The organism is Mesorhizobium sp. CA14 (genome assembly GCF_020165195.1).
Lineage (GTDB): Bacteria > Pseudomonadota > Alphaproteobacteria > Rhizobiales > Rhizobiaceae > Mesorhizobium.
On sequence record NZ_JAIUHR010000020.1, the window covers coordinates 69,977 to 88,063 of the forward strand.

Below are 18,087 nucleotides of genomic sequence, written 5' to 3' on the forward strand. Positions count from 1 at the left end.
AGCTGCCCGTTGATGTGTGAGCGGGTTCAGCGCGTTCGGGTGCAATTCGGCGTGCTTCGATTGACGAAGTTCGCACCGGGCTTCAAATCGCCAAACACGACGGTGTCGTTTGCGAGCGAAATGCCTAAAATTCGGGTTCGTCCTCCGAAAAGTGAATCGCTCATTCCTTGCATAATTCCCTTCATCTGCTCGAATGCCTGAAGTTCGTCTTGGCTTGGATTGATCAGACCCGGCCCTAGCCCTTCCGTCGAGAATAGCGCGTTCTTCACGTCAATCGCTCTGTAAACTACACTGTTAAACGGTTCGTCTGATCCTGCCGACGCTGGAAAAACCTTCGCTGCCTTAATGCCCTTGCCATTTATGATGGCATTGCCGTCGCCTTTGACGCTAATCTCTGCGGTGACTGATTTGCCGGGGCCGTTGAAATCTGGCACCCCGTAAAGGGCCGATTCAGTTATCTCGCAGGTGTACTGCGCGTATGCTGGGCCACCGCCCAAGACTGAATCCAGATCGTCACCGGGATCTTCGTCGGACTCGCCTTCCTCATTTGAAGCTGCTGACTGCTGTGCAGCGCGATTTTGCCGCGCGGTGGCGACACGGCTCGCGAGCAAGCCTGCCGTACCCTCGAGATATCTCTTCAGGTACTCGTTGCCGTCCTGCATCGCAGCTATAAACACTACAGTAGATATGTCCACCGCTCTTCCGAGGTTAATTTGCTTGAACCACAAATCAGGCGGCGGCATTCCTTCGTCGAAAACGACCTTCAGGACATTAATCAAGTTTTTGTCCGCGCTATGCAATCCGAAGCACAAATTGAAACGAGTGGTTATGTCGCTCTGAGTTTGATCGCTTGCGAAGATGGTGTCCGGATGATCAGCACCCACCGATTTATTTTTCGCTGTGAGCCACATATCCATTGAAGATGAAAATTCTCGGAACGAGAGATCATAAGCTCCCGGGTCTAGGGCCTTCAGATCAGCGAGAGATAACAGGGCGGGGCTCCCGAGAAAGGAGCACATCTGTTCCACGGCGACCATCTCTGCGTAGACCGTGCCCTTGTCCCCAGCCACCTGCGCGGCTCGCACCGGCATCGTTCCTAAGCTGAAGCACGCTCCAAAGAGGGACAGCCCGACGAACGCCTGTTTTATGCGCCTCGACAGCTCAGCCATTTCGTCGCTCCATATGAGTTTAAGTCCATCGCGATGTGCTGGGCGTTGGCCCATGTCACCAATTGGGTCGCGCGCTATCCGCTGGTTTCAACATTGGCCCCTGAGCGCCGCGCACTCCGCCATGCAAAGAAGGCCATCGCTGCAAGGAGAAGGTCTGCAACCGCCCATACCTTCATGTCTGGAAAGGCGTTGATCGCAATCAGCGCGAAGAAGCTGCCGACAACGAAAACGATGGCCGCCACCAGCGGCAGGCCAAACGCAAAGGCTCCTCCAACGAAAAAGAGAAGTCCGACCAATACGCCAACCGAACCTGCGCCAGCGAGTTCTTGGTTGGCCAAGATGTTGCCGCCCGTCGCCACTGCACAGGACTGCAGCATTGTTATTATCCCGAGCAAAATCCCGATGATGCCAACTGCAATTTTCATTCCTGTCCCCCAAGTCGCGTTTCAAATGCCGTGATAGTGGCGCGCCGTTACCCACCCAACCGAATATTCCCGAATATGTCGGCTATATCCGATAGATTAGTGGGCGGCAAGTTGGTCGCGTCGCCCGCATGGATGGACGCAGCCGCATCGCTTGGAATCTTCGACGTGTTCGAGCCGCAAAGGGTATCAGTCAGGAGAGCCTCGCGCTTGAAGCCGAGGTTGACCGCGGAACGATCAGCGAAATCGAGAGCCTGAAGTTTAACCCGTCCATCGATCTCCTTGACCGATTGGCGGCTGCGCTGGCGGTGGACGTTGCCGAGCTTTTGCTTTTACCATCTCCGGGTAGCGAGCGGCCAAAGCCGTTGAGCGCGGGGCGAAAGCCCGGCAGATGATGTCCAAGGCCTGACGCGCTGGCGCTGCAAGGTGTCACGGCCGCTCTTGCAAATGTCAAATAGGCCGATCACGGCTCAGTCGGCTGAGCCGCCTCCCGGGTCATCGACCTCAAGATAGCTGTAACCAGTTCAGGTTCGCGCTCATCGCGTTCGAAGACAGCGAGCAGGTACGTCGCCTTGTCGTGGCGCTCGGCGTCATTCGCGGCGGGATACTCGCAAATCGCCAGCAGCAATCGCTCCTCAAGATCGCTCGCCGCATCTAGATGGTCGAATTCTTCGCGCGTCACAGGACGGCCGATGACGACATCGTCGGTCCGTCGAGCGATTTGCCGAAGTTCCCAGTAAGCTGCGCAGTGCGCGCAGATGGCCTGCATAAGCGCGGGCGACACGTCCTCGGCGGTCGGGTCGACCAGACCATCATCCGGTAACGCTGAATGGCCATCGGCGGCAGATGCTGTTGCGGCGACAAAGCCAGCAGGCAACGCGCTCAGCAAAGCGCGGCGTGAAAGACCGCGGCCGAGCATCTCAATATTCCTCGGAGAGCATGATGGTCAAAACGCGAGTGGTGACCGCCGGGTCTGCCGGGTCGTCGGAGCCGAACTGCATGGGCTTGTCGTAGTAGTCGATCTTCCAGATGACGGTGTTGCCATCGACTTCGATCACCGCGCAGTCGTGCTCTCCGCTTGGATCATTGTCCTCATTGAACTCGTCGAACCGAGCGACCGCCGCAATGACCTCGGCACGAACGTCCGCTCGCAGCCCGGTAATGCCGACGGTCAGCACCACGCGGCCGCCTTGACCCGTCCTACGCAAGCTGTCGTTCAAGCTCGCGATGCGCTGCTGCCGACTGCCGAGCGCACACGCCTCACGAAAGGTACATTCCATCGCCATTAGTGAATCCTACTCTGGGCCGCTAAGCGACCGTGTTTATGTCAATGAATGTCGGGGATGAGTGGGCGGCCGCCTGAGCCGTGCCGCCCTCGTCAGATGGCGTCAGTCCCGGTGGTCCGGGTGCAGCAAGGCGATGTGAACGAGCTTACGGGTGAAGGCGGGCTCCTCAAGCCAGTCACGCCAGCGCAGGGTGTAGACCCCTTCGGCGCTGATCTTGGTCACCGTTGCCTCGTACCATCCTTCGTACGCCCCCGTGGTCGCTAGAACGAGGCTGCCGACTTCGATCTTGTCCCAGTCGGTTGGCCGATGCGGCTCGGGTCGCTTCGGTCCACTCTCCGACGCGTCGGCGGCCGATGCCTTCTTCCTCGGCTTGGGTGTCGGCCGGTCATCAGCAGCGCGAACAGGGAACTGGTAGCCCGGCGGCAGGTGCGTGGCGATGGCGTCGTAGAGCGCGCGCTTCACAAAGGGCACAAAGGCTCGACCGCTCTCGAACACCCGGCCTTGTGGGAGCCGTCCGGCAAGTTCATGTAGGTCGTCGGCATCAGCTACTGGCAGGGCTGCCATGCCCATCATCCCCGCGGCCTTCTCTGCCATACCGACTTCGGCCTCGCCAAACCATGATGCATGGGCCTTCCCGCCGTCGTCGAGGCCAAGGACGATGAGGGCAGGCAAAGTGGCAGCCGGTACAGCGGTAGAACCTGCTTGATGGGTCATTCGCATCTCCAAATGGAAGAGGCCCCGCTAAGGGGGCCTCGTTGGTTAAATTTTCAGATGATGGTCGGCGGTGTCGGCGCAGGGCCGCTGGCGGCCTAAGCCGGGCGTGACGCCCTATCGTAAAAGTGCCCAACAACTCACCTTTTCAGCGGTTTTCAGGGCCAAAACGGCCATCTGAACAGGTCGCATTATAGCGATCCGAGGCCAACTTGTCAAGATTATGTAATAAAATCAATGTTTTAGATATTTCACCGAGGCCACGACAACTGGGGCGTGCCGCAACGGTGGTTCTGTCGGCAGGCGATAGAATATGGCCAACTCGATCTCAGGGATAAGGCGTTTCGCGTCAAAATCACGGGCACCAGCTTCGGCCATGGCCGGTTCGGACCCTGCCGTGACAGCTCTTCGGCATTATCAGCTCGTTCTTTGCTGGCGGGGCGATTGGGGGTCGCCACCGCCATGGGGGTCAGCTCAAAGGCTTACGGCATGTCCGCCTAGGATCGCGGCTGCCGATCAAAGGCAATCTCTACCCGAATCCGACGTGAGCGGCGGAGCGCACGAGAAGAGGTGATGCGAACCTTGCGCTCGCCAATGTCGATTGAGAGACCGTCGTCAACTCCGGCGATTTCTGCAAAGCGGCCAATAAGCGAAGAGAGCTCTTGATGGTGACGGTAGCACACCGCCTCTATCAGGAGGCGCTTAACCAAGCGGACCAGAGCTTGACTCACACGGACCGTGTCGCGAGGCCTAAAAAGGATGGTGAGCATCTCTTCGAACTCGCTCCCGAGGCTTGGCAAATATCCAGCAGATCGGACCTGCTTGAGAAGCTCGTCGAGGACCGTCATGAAGGCTGCGGAGACGTGCTCCCATTCCCCGACCCATTTCGCCTCTGCCACCAGCCATCCCAAAAGCTCATGCGGATCCGTTATCGTCCGATCACCGGTTGAGAGGTCCGGCATGTCGCTGAAATAATCTATAGAGGAGGCTTCGCTCGGTTCGGGCGGTGACTGCCTGCTACCGGGGCGGGCAGGCCGCCTCGGGGGACGTCTGCGGTCATGTCGAGGTTCGTCTGTATAATCGACCATATTGCAACTCCGATCTCTTGGATTCACGCAGGCGGTTTGCCCCCCTGCAAAACCCTTTACGCGTCGGACGTCTGACAGCACGGCGACGGTCCGTCTGCGCCGAAGCTGCTCTCTTCCGGCACCGCCAGCATCCAAGCAATCCCGTTTACGCGCGTCGCTAGGCGAGGTCGCTGAGATAGGCTTTTTCGGCCCGGCGGCCTTCCATCTCGGAATGTGTTCTCGGGAGGACGAACATCCCATCCGGGCCGATGCGCGGGTTCTTGATGCCTTTGGGTGCATAGTCGGTAACCAGCTTGAGGTGATCCCTAATCGGTCGCGTATCGATGCACGAAAGTGGGCGATCACGTCCGGCATATCGCCGTTGTTGCTCGTCGAAATGGCTATCCAGTGTGTCTTTCATACGCGTGCCCGGCGGCGTTAGTGCGATAGCGTGGACGTGTCGCCCGTTGTTGGGCGTGATGACGCGAAGGCTATCCTTGTTTCGCTTATAGACGGGGTAGTCCGGGGTGCAGATCCAAAGCGGCATCGCGAGGGTCGGCACGTTCCTCGGCTTACGAAAGCACCAGTTCAAAATGTTCGCGTATATCGCCTCTACGGCGTCCTGCATTTGAAACGCGACGTTATTCTCCGACCCCTTGAGCTGGTTGAACATGAAGGTGAGTAGCGTGGGCTCCCATCCTCCCCAGAACACTCGGCTCTCCACCATCTCCGTGTATCCGGTGATGAGATCTCTCACCATCGCGGGTGAAACGGTGTTCTCCACGTTCATGTTGTCTCTCCTGTGGTTGATGATAAGGGGGTGCCTGTTGGGGCGATGTTGGGTGCTTTCCTCGGTGGGAAGGTCTTCCCCGTAGGGGTCGTGGGCCTACCTGACCGTCACACCTTCGAAGGCTGCCCCGCCACTCCCACGCCCGAACCAACCCAAATGCGTTACCTCTTGGCAACGACATCGGCAGGTTCGAAGAACAGGTCGGCTCTGCGTGGCGAGTCCACCGCAGGCGTTGCTGTTCGATGCTTTGAATTGGGATTGGGCCGAAGGTGGCTATGTGCCCTTTACGAGCAAGATGGTGACAAGGGCTTTCGCTACTTGTCACCGCTCAGAATGAAGGCCTACCGGTCCCAGTGCTTGCTGCCGACCTTGGTAACTTCGGCCGCAACGTACCGTCGCCAGCCGTCCCTAAGGATACCGGCACAGTCAAACAAAATCGAAAAACGTTGGTGCTCCGGCGATTTGAGAATCATGGCCAGTTGCTCAACTTCAAGTTCGATGCAAAGAATCCGCTCGCCAGCTCGCTTCAGCTCGGATCCTGATAGGATCGGAGGCTCTGTTGGCGACTTGCCATCTGATCCGTCATCGAGATCAGCGAAGAAATCGTCGGTCACCGCATCCTGATAGTTCATAATAGGACGCGCTGTTGCCGGTTTGCCATTTGAACCGCCATCGAGATCGGGGGAGGTGTGGTTGGCCACCAGCGATTTGCGCTTCGAGCCTCCATCGAGATCGGCTAAAAAATCGTCGGCGACCGCCGGGTCATAGCTCATACGCATATCCGCCTTCTCTTGGGCAGTCTTGCCACTATAGGGCAACTGTTCGCGTGCTGCTTGATAAAGCTTTTCGATGCCTTTGCGTTCGAGTTCCGGAAGCATGTCTTGAGGCTGGAGCTTCCTCAGTCGACAAAGTTCAAGGCCGCGCGCGAGCTTGTAGGCGCGGTCATAGTCATGAGACCACCCGAAAACAAACCTCATGACCAAAAGAAGGGCTTTGGAGCGATCCTTTAGACGGATAGGGTGCTTAGTGGCCTTAACCGCATTGGCTACCTCGATAAACTCCTTCCAAAGCGCGCTGCTGCGCTCTATTTCGTAATAGGCCCCATACGCCGCAACAGCGGTCGCATATAACCTCGCTTGGTATTTCTTGTCCCGGGGTGGAGTTTGCGCGCGGCACGTCAGCAGGACGGAAATTGGCGAGGTGCGCGCTTCTTCCACCGAAGGAACATTGGCTCCGAGCGGATTTTTGATGCCTGCAGGTTCGACAGATATCCCCTGCAAAGTTTGCGTTACGCAAACTTCGGAGGCGGGCGAGGCGATCAAAAGATCCGGGCTGGAGTCGCCAGCAACAAGCGTTGTGGCAAGCGCATCCACGGTAACGTGAATTGGGGGAGCGACCCTGCTCGCGCGAATCACTTCGTCAAACCTACGTCTCCGTTTCTCCGCGTCGTGGTAAATCGGAGCCGACTTGGTGTGGGATAGGCCCTTCATCGTCCGCCTCCCTCGCTCGTGGAGCTGTGGGTATTGCGCCGGATGAATACTAAGAGATCGCCGTAGCGATAGCTAACTGCCGAGCCGATTTTCACGTATTGAGGACCGTGCCCTGTGACACGCCAGTTCTGCAGGGTCTTTAGGCTGATCTTGAGGACCACCGCCGCCTCTTTGGTGCTCAGCAGTTCGTTTCGGCGATAACGCTTGGATGATTTGGTGCCGTAGTGGGGAAGGAACTCGCTGGCATCAGTTCCCGCACGGACAGCTGCGGCTGAGGCCAACTTCAATAGGCCCGCCCGCAAAGCGGCTTCCGGTGTTGTTTTGAGAGGTTTCATCTATTACAGCTCCTTCGCAAAGGAGCCGGGCTAGGGGGCAGCATACAAAAACGCCGTCCGCCAGCCCGACTCACACTCAGTTGAGTTCGGTCTGACGAGACGGCCGTCCGATCATCCGGAGGCGCTGATTAGGCGCCATGACCTTGCCGCAGCTGATCGGGCTATCGCGGAAAGGCTCGCTGTCTCCAAGTTAAGCCCGCAGGCTCAACCATGCCCCGTTTGAGGGCAAGACGGACCCCCATACAGGGTCCGTAGGCTGGAAGTTATGAACGCCCTCTTGGGGTTTCAAGGCCCTCTACGAAGAATCGGTTGTATCGGTGCTTTCGACCGGCAGTGTCGGGATTTGCGCCTGATTGAGCAACCCGTTGATCTTTTCGCTTACAGCCTGCGCAGCGGAAGCTAGTGCTTGATCGGGGCGATGAATATACCGGGAAGTCACGCCTCTGCCCTTGTGTCCAAGCAGACCGGCGATTGTGCCGTCGGAATAGCCTAGGCTTGACGCTACGGAAGCAAAGGTGTGTCGCAGCGTATGGGGAGTAGCCCCCTCGATGTTTGCTGCATTGAGTATGCGGCGGGTCTCCTTGCCGATGCCCTGATAAGGTGCTTTACGCCGACTTCCTGTGAACACGAATGGGCTTCCTGCGATGCGACTCTGAGCTCTCAAGATACTGATTGCGGGATCTCCAATAGCTCGGAGGCTCTTGCCGGTCTTGGTATCCTCTAAGCGAAGGCACTTCAGGCCGAAATCAACTTCGCTCCATCGCAGGCCGGTCATTTCGCCGACCCGGCATCCACTCAAGCAAAGCAGCGCCACAATGTTGATCGCGTGAGGGTTGAAGGCCTTCGCCTCACGGTCCTTTCCTGCGGCTAGGATCGCCCCCAGCCGTCCTAATTCCTCGTTACTCAAAAATCGTTGGCGGGCCTCGCTGCGGAAGCGTCGTACGCGGTGAACAGGATTGTGTTCGATCACACCCTCGTCGACCGCCCATGTCATGATACCCGATAGCAGGTCAGCGACGCGGGCAGCTGTCGCTGGACCGCCCCTTACGTTGGCCCGGCCGCGGAGCTTCGTCTTCACCACGGCAGCCGTCTTGCCGGTCGTAATGTCGCCAATCAGGCGCCTAACAGCTCGGCTGTCGATCTCATCTACTGCCTTCCCGCCTATAAGCGGTTTGATGTGGCGGCTGATGCGTCCCTTGTCTATTGCGAGTGTCGATGCCTTCTTGGGGCGATTAAAGCGGGTGAGGATCGCCCCGGCTTCAGCGGCCACCATATATCTGTCGCATAGGTCCGAGACGTTCATTCCCGGCGGTCTGTCCCGCGCTACCGAAGGGTCTTCCCCAGCAGCAATCAGCCCAAACAACCTCTTAGCCTCAATTCGCGCCGTCTCGACCGTCCATGGCGCGCCAAGGCGTCCGATAGTGAACCACCTTTGCTTGCCCTTGGTAGAGTATTTAATGCAGAAGCTGGGGTGCTTGGTTTGGCGGCGTACGCCGAAGCCGGGAACTGAGCCGCGGCCGGAATCCCACATTGTCGAGTTCGGCTCCATTTGCTCGACATCAGTCTTCGTGAGGGGCATGGCAAAATTAGCTACAGATTAGCAACAGAAGTCGCGGGAATTCTAGGGAACCGTAGGGTACCTGTTAGCTCAAAAGTGCAGCAAAATCAATCGCACGATGAAACTAGAGGTAGTGACGGGAACAAGGCTCAATTCGTTTACACCGAAGATGTCGGCGGTTCGAGCCCGTCATCGCCCACCAGCCTGCCGGACAAGCTGAAGCAGAATGCGGCGACGGCCCTCGCTGGGGCCGCCACCCTATTGCGCGCCGGGTTCAGGCGCGGCTACTGCCTGACGTAGCAGCGTTTGCGAGCGCCAGGGGCGGGGTCATCACCAAAGGCGTCGTTGCCGCATCTGACACCGTTCCTGAAAACATCCTGCGTGTACTGGCCACGCGCGCCGTATCTGACCATCGCGCGGCCGCGGAAATCGCAGAACTCACCCTCCCTGGCGCAGGCGACCCATTCGCCACGGTCGGGGCGTGAGCCGTAATCGTCGTCCCCGTAATTGTCCTCATCGCCATAGTCGCCGCCTCGCGCCACGAAATAACAGGCCTTTTCGCGGCCGGGGGCGGGGTCGCCAAACACGCGATTCGAGCAGGGCACGGACCGGCGTTCGAAAAACCGCGAGGTTGTTCGACCACGCGCGCCGTAAATCACCTCCGTGGGATAGGGCAAGCGGCATATGCCGCCTTCATTGGCGCATCGCCGCAGCTGCTGGGCCGAGGCGGTGGCGGGGAAAAGGGTGGTGGCGGTCACCGCCAAGCCGACGAAGCAAATGACTGCCAAGGCCATTCGGATCAAGAAGATTGGGGTTTTTGACACGATTCGTCCTCCGTGCGATTCAGGCTCACCATGCTACAGCAGGCCGGTTGAACAGGCGATGAACGAGCCGGTCATTGCAAGAGCGGCTGTCGCCGCCAAGGGTGGACGGGCGCCGGAGTTGCAGCGAATCACGATGGTGTCAGGCGGAAATCCTGGCCTTCCGGCAGGAGCTGGCCGCCATCGACGACAATAGTGGTGCCGGTGATATAGCTGGCGTCGTCCGAGGCCAGGAACAGGAAGGCGTTGGCGACGTCGCGCGGCGTACCAAGGCGGCCGAGCGGCACGGCGTCCTCCATGCTCTTGATGAACGCGGCATCGCGATGCAGCTTCATGCCCTCGGTCAGGATGTTGCCGGGCTCGACGCCGTTGACGGTGATGCCATAGCCGGAAAACTCCAGAGCCGCGGAACGGATGAAGCCGTTGATGCCGGCCTTGCTGGCGGAATAGTGACCGTGGCCGGGGCTGCTCACCTGTGGACCGGTAATCGAGGATGTGAAGAGCATGCGGCCGCTCTGCTGTGCCCTCATCGGTGTCAGGGCGGCGCGGGCGGCGTTGAAGGTGCCGCGCAAATTAACCGCCATGACGCGGTCCCAATCGTCGGGACTGGTGTTCTCGATTAATTGCCAGGGGTAGATGCCGGCGTTCTGGACGATGATGTCGAGGCGGCCATGGCGCTCCAGCGCCAACGCCACAACGGCTTCCGCGTCGGCCATCCTCGAGATGTCGGTGTGGATGAAAGCGGCGCCGAGCTCATCGGCGCTCGCCTTGCCGGCCTCGGCCTCGCTGTCAGCGAGCACCAGCCTTGCGCCTTCCTCGGCAAAGCGCTGGGCTATGCCCTTGCCGATGCCGCGCGCGGCCCCGACGATCGCTGCCACCTTGCCTTCGATGCGTCCGGTCATGCGAGCGGTCCTGTCATGCGAGTTTTTGACGAATGGTTTGCTTGAAAGCGTCGAGCAGCACGGCCGCCAGCACCAGCAGACCATGAATGACCTGGGTGAAGTTAGCCGGCAGGCCCATCAGGTTGATGGCCGTGTTGATGGCCGACAGCAGCAACACGCCGGCGTAAACCCCGGGTAGTGTGCCGACGCCGCCCTTCAGGCTGACGCCGCCGATGACGACGGCGGCGAACGCGTTGAAGAGGAGCCCGACGCCGAGATTGGCGGTGGCGCCGGAGGTGCGGATGGCAAGCAGCCAACCGGCAAGCCCGGCAATGGCGCCGGCGAGCACGAAGGCGACGATCAGGTTGCGGTTGACGCGGATGCCGGCGCGGAAGGTCGCCGTCTCGTTGCCGCCGATCATCACCAGATGCCGGCCGAAAGGCGTCTTGGCCAGGATCAACGAAAAGATGACGAAGCAGGCGACCGCGATCCATGCGGTGAGGGGCAGACCGGCAAGGCGCTGGATGCCGAACCAGCGGATCGCGGGGGCGAGGTCCTGTGCGGAGCGACCGCCGGAGATGACCAGCACGAGGCCGCGCACCCAGATGTAGGAAGCAAGTGTGATGATGAAGGCGCTCATCTTCAATCTGACGATGAGGAGGCCGTTGATGACACCAATGATCGCGCCCACCGCCAGCGCGATGGCGAGCGATACCGGCACCATCAGCCAATCCGGATGCAGTTGCACGCCGAGGCCGATGCCGGACGAGCAGAACATGATGCCGACCGCCATGGCGCTCAGCGCGGCGACCGATTCGACCGAAAGGTCCATGTGGCCGGCAATGATGACCAGCGCCAGCCCGATCGACATGACGCCCAGTACGCTCGAAGCCTCGACGATGTTGGCGAAGATGCCGAGCTGGAAGAAGTTCGGAATGAACATCGAGAACACCGCCAGCACGAAAACCAGCATGAACCAGACGAGATTGTCGAGCACGAGCTCGAGACTATGGCGAGTGCGCGGATTCATGGGGCGATCCGGTTGGCGTCAGGACGGGATGCACGACCGCTTCTGCGCGGACGCACCGCAGTGCCCCGGGCCATGACGGCCCGGAGCTCTGCTGGGAAAGCCTATTCGACGGACTTGACCGTATCCGTCGGCGGCTTCTGGTTGCCCCAGAAGGCGGGATTGTCGACGTTTGCCTTGGTGATCGCGGCGCCCGGGATCTTGATGTTGGGTCCCCAGGCTTCCTTGGTCACCACCGACTTCAGGCCGAGCACGTCGTAGTCACCGGGCTTGATCTCCTGCTTGTTGGCGACCTTATCCATGAACATGGCGACGGCTGCGGCCTGCGCGTAAAGCGGCTGCTCGACCTCGACGTTCAGCCAGCCCTTCCGGATGAGGTCGAGGCCGACCGGCGCGCCGTTCGAGCTCATCAGCATGACATCGCCCGGCTTCTTGCCGGCGGCTTCGAGCGAAGCGACCGCGGCGACCGAGAGGTGGGCGGCATGGCTGAAGATCAGGTCGATGTCTGGATTGGCCAGCATCTGGTCGGCAACGATGGTGCCGGCATTGCTCGCTTCCCACTGCATGGCCGGCAGCGAAATGATCTTGACGTCCGGAAACGCCTTCATCTTCTCCTCGAAACCTTTCTGGATATCGAGCGTGTAGGGATCGCCCGGATCGCCGAGCACCTGGAGGATCTTGCCCTTGACCGAGCCGTTTTTGGCCTTCAGCAGGGCCTCGGCCTGATCGGCCGCGATGTGGCCGATCTCGACCGTGCCTGCGACCGAGGTGAAGTCGGACGGCGTTGCGGTGATCTGGCGGTCGAACTCGACCACCGGGATGCCGGCGGCCCGGGCGGCTTCAACGGATGGCTTCAACGCGTTGAAATCGACCGCGGCGAGGATGATCGCCTTGGGCTTCAGCGCGATAACGTCATTCATTTGCGATTGCTGAGCGTCGGTCTTGTTGTCCGCGTTCAGCGTTTTCATCTCATAGCCGACCTGCTTCAGGAACAGTTCCAGAGCGCTCACCGAGCCGGTCTGGAATTCGTCAAGCAATGTCGGCACCAGGTAATAGACGGTACCCTTGGACTGGGCGAATGCCGGCGTTAGCGTGGCAAAGGCCAGTGCCAGGATGCCGAAGACAGAAAGTAGCAGTCGCTTCATGTCGTTCGCTCCTCTTGCGCCGGACCCCTCATTGTTTCTCAGCCCGCCGGTCCGGCACCGGCGAGCGTCTCCCCGGTAATCATGTTGATCACCGCGTCGGGACTTGTCTTGTTGCGGGCAACGTCGCCGGCCACGACGCCCTGGCGGATCACCACGATCCGGTCGGCGACTTGGAAGGCCTGCTGCATGATGTGGGTGATGATGACGACGCCGATACCCTGCCTTGCCACCTGGCGGATCATGTCGAGGCCACGGCGCGTCTGTTCGACGCCGAGCGCGGCGAAGGGCTCGTCGAGCAGCACCAGCTTGCCGCCCCAATGGACGAAGCGGTTGAGCTCGATCGCCTGCCGCTGGCCGCCCGAGAGATGCTCGACCTTGGTGCGCAGCGAAGGAATACGCGTGCCGGCATTGGCCAGCGCCTTGCCGACCACCGCTTCCATCGCGCGCTCGTCGAGGACCGGAACGCCCAGCACCTTGCGGGTGATCTCGCGTCCCATGAAGAAGTTGGCTACGACATCGACATTGGTGCAGAGCGAAAGGTCCTGGTAGACGGTTTCGATGCCGGCGGCCTTGGCCTCGGCCGGAGACCTGGCGAGGAATTCCTTGCCTTCGAAGAGCATGCGGCCCGAGGTCGGTTCGAGCCCGCCTGCGATGATCTTGACCAGCGTCGACTTGCCGGCGCCGTTGTCGCCGAGCAGGGCTACAACCTCGCCGCGTCCGATCGAAAAGCTGATACCGCGCAGCGCCTGGATGGCGCCGTAGTTCTTGGCGACGTTGTCGAGGACCAGCAGGGGTTCGCTCATGCCGCGACGTCTCCGCCTCTCAGAAGGTCGCCATCGCGCTGCCGCTTGGCGGTGAAGATCTGGCCGAAGCGCGGGGAGAGCACGCCCGAAACGGCAAGTGCCGCCGCTCCGCGCAGCACCGCGTGCTGGCCACCTTGCGCCACCAGGATACGCGGTGTGGTGCGATCCTTGCGCGCCGAAACCGAGTTCAGCAGCGGCTCCAGCGATGCCGCCAGCCGTTCGAGCAGGCCAGACGAGGCCAATCCGCCAAGAACGATGGTTTCGGGATCGAAGAGGTTCTCGATGATGGCGATCGCGTTGCGAAATACGGGCGCGACCTCGGCCACCCAGCCGGCATCGTCGCCGCTCCAGCGGCTTCGCGCGTCCAGCGAAATATAGCGTTCGAGGCAGCCGCGATTGCCGCAGGGGCACGGCTCGCCGCCCGGAACGACGGGGATATGGCCGATCTCGCCGGCATTGCCCCAGGCGCCGCGCAGCACGCTGCCGTCATGCAGCATGGCGCCGCCGAGCCCCACGCCGAAATAGAGATAGTAATATTCGGAATGCTTTGCGCCGAGACCATAAAGGCGCTCGCCCATGGCGGCGGCCGCCATGTCGTTTTCGAAGAAGGCCGGCAGGCCGGTGGCTGCCGACAGCCGCTCGCGTAGCAAAACGTCCCGCCAACCAACCATGGTCGTCGGGCCGACGAAGCTCATGGGTTCGACACCGAACGGGCCAGGAAGCGCCATGCCGATACCGATGACGCGGCTGCCCGGGCGGCGCCCTGTCATCTCGGCGACCATGGCGCCGATTGCTTCGAACGCGTCATCGGGAGCGGCGTTGGGCACGTCGCGGTGCGCACCCTCGATCACATCGCCGCTGAGGTTGATCAGCGCCGCGTCGATGCCGAGCGGAGTGAGGTGGATGCCGACGGCATATCCGCCGTCTGGGTTGATGCGCAGCGTCGCCGGCGGCAGGCCACGACCCTTCGGCTCCTCGCGTACCGACAGGATGTAGCCTTGTTCCTCCAACTCGCGAACGATGGTCGAAACGGTCTGGACTGTCAGTCCGACATGCCGGGCGATGTCGCCGCGCGCGATGGGGCCGAAGCGGCGGATGGACTCAAGCACGATGCGCCGGTTGTACGGTCGCCCGAATTCCTGATTGGTCCCCCGCAACGCCATGCCTTGCGCTCCCATCTCTGCGGCCAGACTTGCAGAGAAGATTTATTCAGTCAAATGGAATTCAAAAATATTTCTGATTGCGGCAACAGGAACCCGCTGCGATCGCCATTTCGCAGCGGGAGGCTCAAACTCGAAGCCAGTGGGGCGGTTGGAGCGGTCCAGCGTTTCACAACGTCGCGGAGTGCTCTAGACTTTGTTTTTGTACAGTTCCGGAAGATTTGCCACGCACTTCCCCGGCATTGCCCTAATAACGGATAACCCGCCGCTCGATCAGCACGACAATACAGAACAGCGCGATCGACAGTGACGATGACAGCACGATCGCCGCATAAAGCCGGTCGGACTGGTAGTTGAAGGTGGCCTGGATGATCAGCGCGCCGAGCCCTTTGTCCGAGCCGATCCACTCGCCGACGATGGCGCCGATCACGGCGGTGGCCGACGCGATCCTGAGCGAGGAGAACAGCATCGGTAAGGCGCGCGGCAGGCGCAGGCTCCAGAAAATCTCCGAACGCGTCGCCGACAGCACCCGGAACAGCTCGTGCTCGTTGTCGCTGGCCGAATCGAGGCCGCGGATCATGTTCACCAGCGTCGGGAAGAAGCAGATCACCGCGGCGATGACGATCTTCGGAGTCATGCCGAGACCGAAGATCAGGATGATGATCGGCGACAGCGCCAGGATCGGGATGGTGTTGAAGAAGAGCACGATTGGGAAATAGGCAGCCTGCAGAACGCGGCTGTGGACGAAGAGAACGGCCAGCAGCACGGCAGCCAAATTGCCGATGACGAAGCCGGCCAGCGCCTCGATCAGCGTCGGCCGCAGGTTGTCGATGAGGAGCGAAAAGCTCTTCTGGAAGACACCGAAGATCGCCGTGGGCGTCGGCACGATATAGGCCGGCACGCCGAGCAGCGGCAGGAGGTATTGCCACGCGAGCAAGATCGATGCCGCACCCAGGACGGGAAGCGCAATCGTCATTTGCGGGGAGAGCGGCGGCTGTCTCACGATGCGTGCTCCAGCGCCACGCGCAGATCGGCCATGGCGGCGACGATCGCCGGATCCTCGCGTTTGCAGCGATTGCCTTCCTGCTTGAAGGGCCGCATGTCGAGATCCTTGAGGATGCGCCCCGGATTGGCGGCGAGCACGATGACGCGTTCGCCGAGGTATGCGGCTTCGGCGATCGAATGAGTGACGAAGAGGACGGTCGTGCCGGTGCGCCGCCAGAGAGACAGCAGTTCGTCGTTGAGACGATCGCGGGTGATCTCGTCCAGTGCGCCGAAGGGCTCGTCCATCAGAAGCAGTTTTGGTTCGCCGAGCAGGGCGCGCGCGATCGCAACGCGCTGGCGCTGGCCGCCGGAGAGCTGACGCGGCAGGCGCTCACTGAGGCCGCCGAGGCCCATCAGCTCCAGCAGTTCCGCGCTGCGGTCCTCGATCTTGCGGGTCAGGCTGCCTTGGCCGACGCCGAGCGGCAGGCGCACATTGTCGCGTACCGTGCGCCAGGGGAGCAGCGTCGAATCCTGGAAGACGAAGCCGACATCGCGGCGCGAACGCACCGCATGCGGCGTTTCGCCAAGCACGCTGATCGTGCCGCCGAGCGGATCGAGCAGGTCGGCCACCACGCGGAGCAAGGTCGACTTGCCGCAGCCGGACGGCCCCAGGATCGACAGGAAGGAACCGGCCGCGACGGTGAGGTCGAGGCCGGCGAGCACTTTGACGGCCATCTGCCGGCCGCCATAGCCGACATCCAACTGTCGCGCTTCGATCGCGTTGTGCATTAGATCAGCACGACGTTTGATTCAATCGTCATGCCAATCCAACTCTTTGTTGGAGCATGATCTTTTCCAATAACCGGTTCCCACTGTTTGGGATCATGCCTTAGGCCGCGGGTGCGTCGAGCTTGGGCCGGTCTGCGGCCGAAAGCTCCAGGATCTTGGTGGTGTAGACATCCTTGGCGGCCGGACGGCCGTTTGGATACTGGCCGACCGTGTCGAGCAACACCAGCTGCTCCTCGATCGAGGCCGGATCGAACGTGCCCCAGCCATCCTTGGCGGTCGTGCCGTCGAAGGAGAGCTTCAGCACCAGATTGACGGTCTTTTCCTCCCAGCCGAGATCCATTTCCGGATAGGCGGCGACCATCTTCTTGACCGCTTCCTGCGGGTTGGCATGCACCCAACCCCAGCCCTTGCCGACGGCGCCGACGAACTGGGCCAGCGTTTCCGGATCCTTCTCGATCGCCCCGTCGGTGGCGAAATAGACATCGGCATAGGAGCTCAGGCCGAGGTCGCGCACCAGGAGGTCTATGCGGTCGTCGCCGACAACGCTGAGCGCCTGGGTGTTGGTGATCCAGCCGCCGATCGCGTCGACATCGCCGCGCACCAGCGGGGCCTTGTCGAAGCCGACATTGACGATGGTCACCTCCGACGGATCGATGCCGTTCTTGGCCAGGATCTCGTCGATGACGAAGCGCGCCGTCGGCTGGATGCCGATCTTCTTGCCCTTGAGGTCGGCCACGCTGCGGATCGGCTTGGCCGGCTTCGAGGTCAGCGCGTAGGGGCCGGTGCGGAAGCCGCAGGCGATGATCTTGATCGGCACGCCGCTAGCGCGGGCCGAATAGAGCTGCGGCGTTTCCGAGAACTGGCCAAGCTGCGCGGCGCCCGAAATGACCGGCGGCACTGTCGACGCATTGGGGCCGCCGGGGCTGAATTCGACCTCCAGTCCGGCATCCTTGAAATAGCCGTTGGCGACGGCCGCGATATCGCCGATCTGGCCGTTGGACATCAGCCAGTCATACTGGATGACGACCTTGCCGGCGGCCTTTGCGCCCGGCGTCAGCACCAGCTGCATGCCGGCCGATGCGGCCGCAACGGCTGCCATGCCGCCTTTGACGAAAGTGCGGCGGTTCAATTCGAAGTCTCGGTTCCCACTCATTTTTCGCTCCTGTTGCAGACTTTGTCGTCTCTTTCAGGCGCCGCTCCCTTCAGCGCGGCGTCTACGGCTGTTCGTCGTGGTAGTCGCCGGGGCCGCCGTCGAGCCAGGCGTAAAGTTCCCAGAGCGTGTCGTCCGGGTCGGTGAAATAGGCGCAGCGCGCATTCCAGACGTAGTTGTCAGGCGGGCCATAGAAGGGCACGCCCTTGGCGCTGAGATCGGCATGCATCCGGTCGATGTCGGCGGGCCTATCGAGCTGCACGGCAACACAGACCTTGTGCGCGTGGCGCGGCGATCTCAGCTTCGACACGCCGGTATGGCGGTTGATGTGATCGAGCTCCCAGGCGGCGAGGGTGACGCCTTCGCCATGGAAATCGGCAAAACCTTCGGCGCGGCGGCGCAGGCGGAAGCCGAGTTTTTCAACGTAGAAGTCGACCGTCCTTTCGATGTTTTCGACCAGCAGGCAGACGTCGGTGATGCGGGTGATGCTTGCCGACAT

21 protein-coding genes are annotated in these 18,087 nt (G+C 61.0%); 1 reads left to right on the forward strand and 20 read right to left on the reverse strand.

The window, feature by feature from the left end; all coding sequences use genetic code 11:
• Positions 1 to 26: 26 nt before the first annotated feature.
• Both LB565_RS20160 and LB565_RS20165 read right to left on the reverse strand, forming a co-directional pair.
• Entirely contained in the window at positions 27 to 1,169 is a 1,143-nt protein-coding gene (locus LB565_RS20160) for a hypothetical protein (RefSeq protein ID WP_224587005.1), read from the reverse strand.
• A gap of 74 nt (positions 1,170 to 1,243) precedes the next feature.
• Positions 1,244 to 1,594: a hypothetical protein gene (locus tag LB565_RS20165; RefSeq protein WP_224587007.1), complete on the reverse strand. Its 351-nt coding sequence runs from the start codon at positions 1,592 to 1,594 to the stop codon at positions 1,244 to 1,246.
• Positions 1,595 to 1,722: 128 nt separating this feature from the next.
• Here LB565_RS20165 and LB565_RS20170 point away from each other — a divergent pair, with 128 nt between their 5' ends.
• Positions 1,723 to 1,986: a helix-turn-helix transcriptional regulator gene (locus tag LB565_RS20170; RefSeq protein WP_224587008.1), complete on the forward strand. Its 264-nt coding sequence runs from the start codon at positions 1,723 to 1,725 to the stop codon at positions 1,984 to 1,986.
• Between the two features lie 68 nt (positions 1,987 to 2,054).
• Here LB565_RS20170 and LB565_RS20175 read toward each other — a convergent pair whose 3' ends face one another.
• The 18 genes from LB565_RS20175 to LB565_RS20260 form a co-directional block, all read right to left on the reverse strand.
• A complete protein-coding gene (locus LB565_RS20175; protein WP_224587010.1) occupies positions 2,055 to 2,510 on the reverse strand; it encodes a hypothetical protein in 456 nt (151 codons plus the stop codon).
• 1 nt (position 2,511) lies between these two features.
• Complete coding sequence (locus LB565_RS20180) at positions 2,512 to 2,877, reverse strand: DUF3768 domain-containing protein (protein ID WP_318012177.1); 366 nt, start codon at positions 2,875 to 2,877, stop codon at positions 2,512 to 2,514.
• Positions 2,878 to 2,979: 102 nt separating this feature from the next.
• Positions 2,980 to 3,591 (reverse strand): tudor domain-containing protein, encoded by a 612-nt coding sequence (locus LB565_RS20185; protein ID WP_224587012.1) that lies wholly within the window; start codon positions 3,589 to 3,591, stop codon positions 2,980 to 2,982.
• A gap of 494 nt (positions 3,592 to 4,085) precedes the next feature.
• Positions 4,086 to 4,550 (reverse strand): hypothetical protein, encoded by a 465-nt coding sequence (locus tag LB565_RS20190; protein WP_224587014.1) that lies wholly within the window; start codon positions 4,548 to 4,550, stop codon positions 4,086 to 4,088.
• A gap of 283 nt (positions 4,551 to 4,833) precedes the next feature.
• Positions 4,834 to 5,445: a hypothetical protein gene (locus tag LB565_RS20195; protein WP_224587016.1), complete on the reverse strand. Its 612-nt coding sequence runs from the start codon at positions 5,443 to 5,445 to the stop codon at positions 4,834 to 4,836.
• A 341-nt stretch (positions 5,446 to 5,786) separates the two neighbouring features.
• Positions 5,787 to 6,935: a hypothetical protein gene (locus LB565_RS20200; RefSeq protein WP_224587017.1), complete on the reverse strand. Its 1,149-nt coding sequence runs from the start codon at positions 6,933 to 6,935 to the stop codon at positions 5,787 to 5,789.
• Entirely contained in the window at positions 6,932 to 7,270 is a 339-nt protein-coding gene (locus tag LB565_RS20205) for a helix-turn-helix domain-containing protein (protein WP_224587019.1), read from the reverse strand. Before LB565_RS20205 ends, LB565_RS20200 begins: the two co-directional genes overlap by 4 nt.
• A gap of 295 nt (positions 7,271 to 7,565) precedes the next feature.
• A complete protein-coding gene (locus tag LB565_RS20210; RefSeq protein ID WP_224587021.1) occupies positions 7,566 to 8,849 on the reverse strand; it encodes a site-specific integrase in 1,284 nt (427 codons plus the stop codon).
• 263 nt (positions 8,850 to 9,112) lie between these two features.
• Positions 9,113 to 9,652, reverse strand: a complete 540-nt coding sequence (locus tag LB565_RS20215; RefSeq protein ID WP_318012178.1) for a hypothetical protein — start codon at positions 9,650 to 9,652, stop codon at positions 9,113 to 9,115.
• Between the two features lie 128 nt (positions 9,653 to 9,780).
• Positions 9,781 to 10,551 carry an SDR family NAD(P)-dependent oxidoreductase gene (locus tag LB565_RS20220; RefSeq protein ID WP_224587024.1) on the reverse strand — a complete coding sequence of 257 codons (771 nt, stop codon included), beginning with the start codon at positions 10,549 to 10,551 and terminating at the stop codon, positions 9,781 to 9,783.
• 13 nt (positions 10,552 to 10,564) lie between these two features.
• Entirely contained in the window at positions 10,565 to 11,560 is a 996-nt protein-coding gene (locus LB565_RS20225) for an ABC transporter permease (RefSeq protein ID WP_224587026.1), read from the reverse strand.
• Positions 11,561 to 11,661: 101 nt separating this feature from the next.
• Positions 11,662 to 12,702 (reverse strand): sugar ABC transporter substrate-binding protein, encoded by a 1,041-nt coding sequence (locus LB565_RS20230; RefSeq protein ID WP_224587028.1) that lies wholly within the window; start codon positions 12,700 to 12,702, stop codon positions 11,662 to 11,664.
• Positions 12,703 to 12,740: 38 nt separating this feature from the next.
• Positions 12,741 to 13,505, reverse strand: coding sequence for an ATP-binding cassette domain-containing protein (locus LB565_RS20235; RefSeq protein ID WP_224587029.1), 765 nt, complete (start codon positions 13,503 to 13,505; stop codon positions 12,741 to 12,743).
• On the reverse strand, positions 13,502 to 14,668 hold the full coding sequence (locus LB565_RS20240) for an ROK family transcriptional regulator (protein ID WP_224587030.1): 1,167 nt from the start codon (positions 14,666 to 14,668) through the stop codon (positions 13,502 to 13,504). Before LB565_RS20240 ends, LB565_RS20235 begins: the two co-directional genes overlap by 4 nt.
• A 244-nt stretch (positions 14,669 to 14,912) precedes the next feature.
• Entirely contained in the window at positions 14,913 to 15,668 is a 756-nt protein-coding gene (locus LB565_RS20245) for an ABC transporter permease (protein ID WP_224587031.1), read from the reverse strand.
• The gene (locus LB565_RS20250) at positions 15,665 to 16,438 is read right to left on the reverse strand and encodes an ABC transporter ATP-binding protein (protein WP_224587032.1); all 774 of its coding nucleotides are present in this window, start codon (positions 16,436 to 16,438) and stop codon (positions 15,665 to 15,667) included. Before LB565_RS20250 ends, LB565_RS20245 begins: the two co-directional genes overlap by 4 nt.
• A 100-nt stretch (positions 16,439 to 16,538) precedes the next feature.
• Positions 16,539 to 17,591 (reverse strand): ABC transporter substrate-binding protein, encoded by a 1,053-nt coding sequence (locus LB565_RS20255; RefSeq protein WP_224587033.1) that lies wholly within the window; start codon positions 17,589 to 17,591, stop codon positions 16,539 to 16,541.
• Between the two features lie 61 nt (positions 17,592 to 17,652).
• Complete coding sequence (locus LB565_RS20260; RefSeq protein WP_224587034.1) at positions 17,653 to 18,087, reverse strand: VOC family protein; 435 nt, start codon at positions 18,085 to 18,087, stop codon at positions 17,653 to 17,655.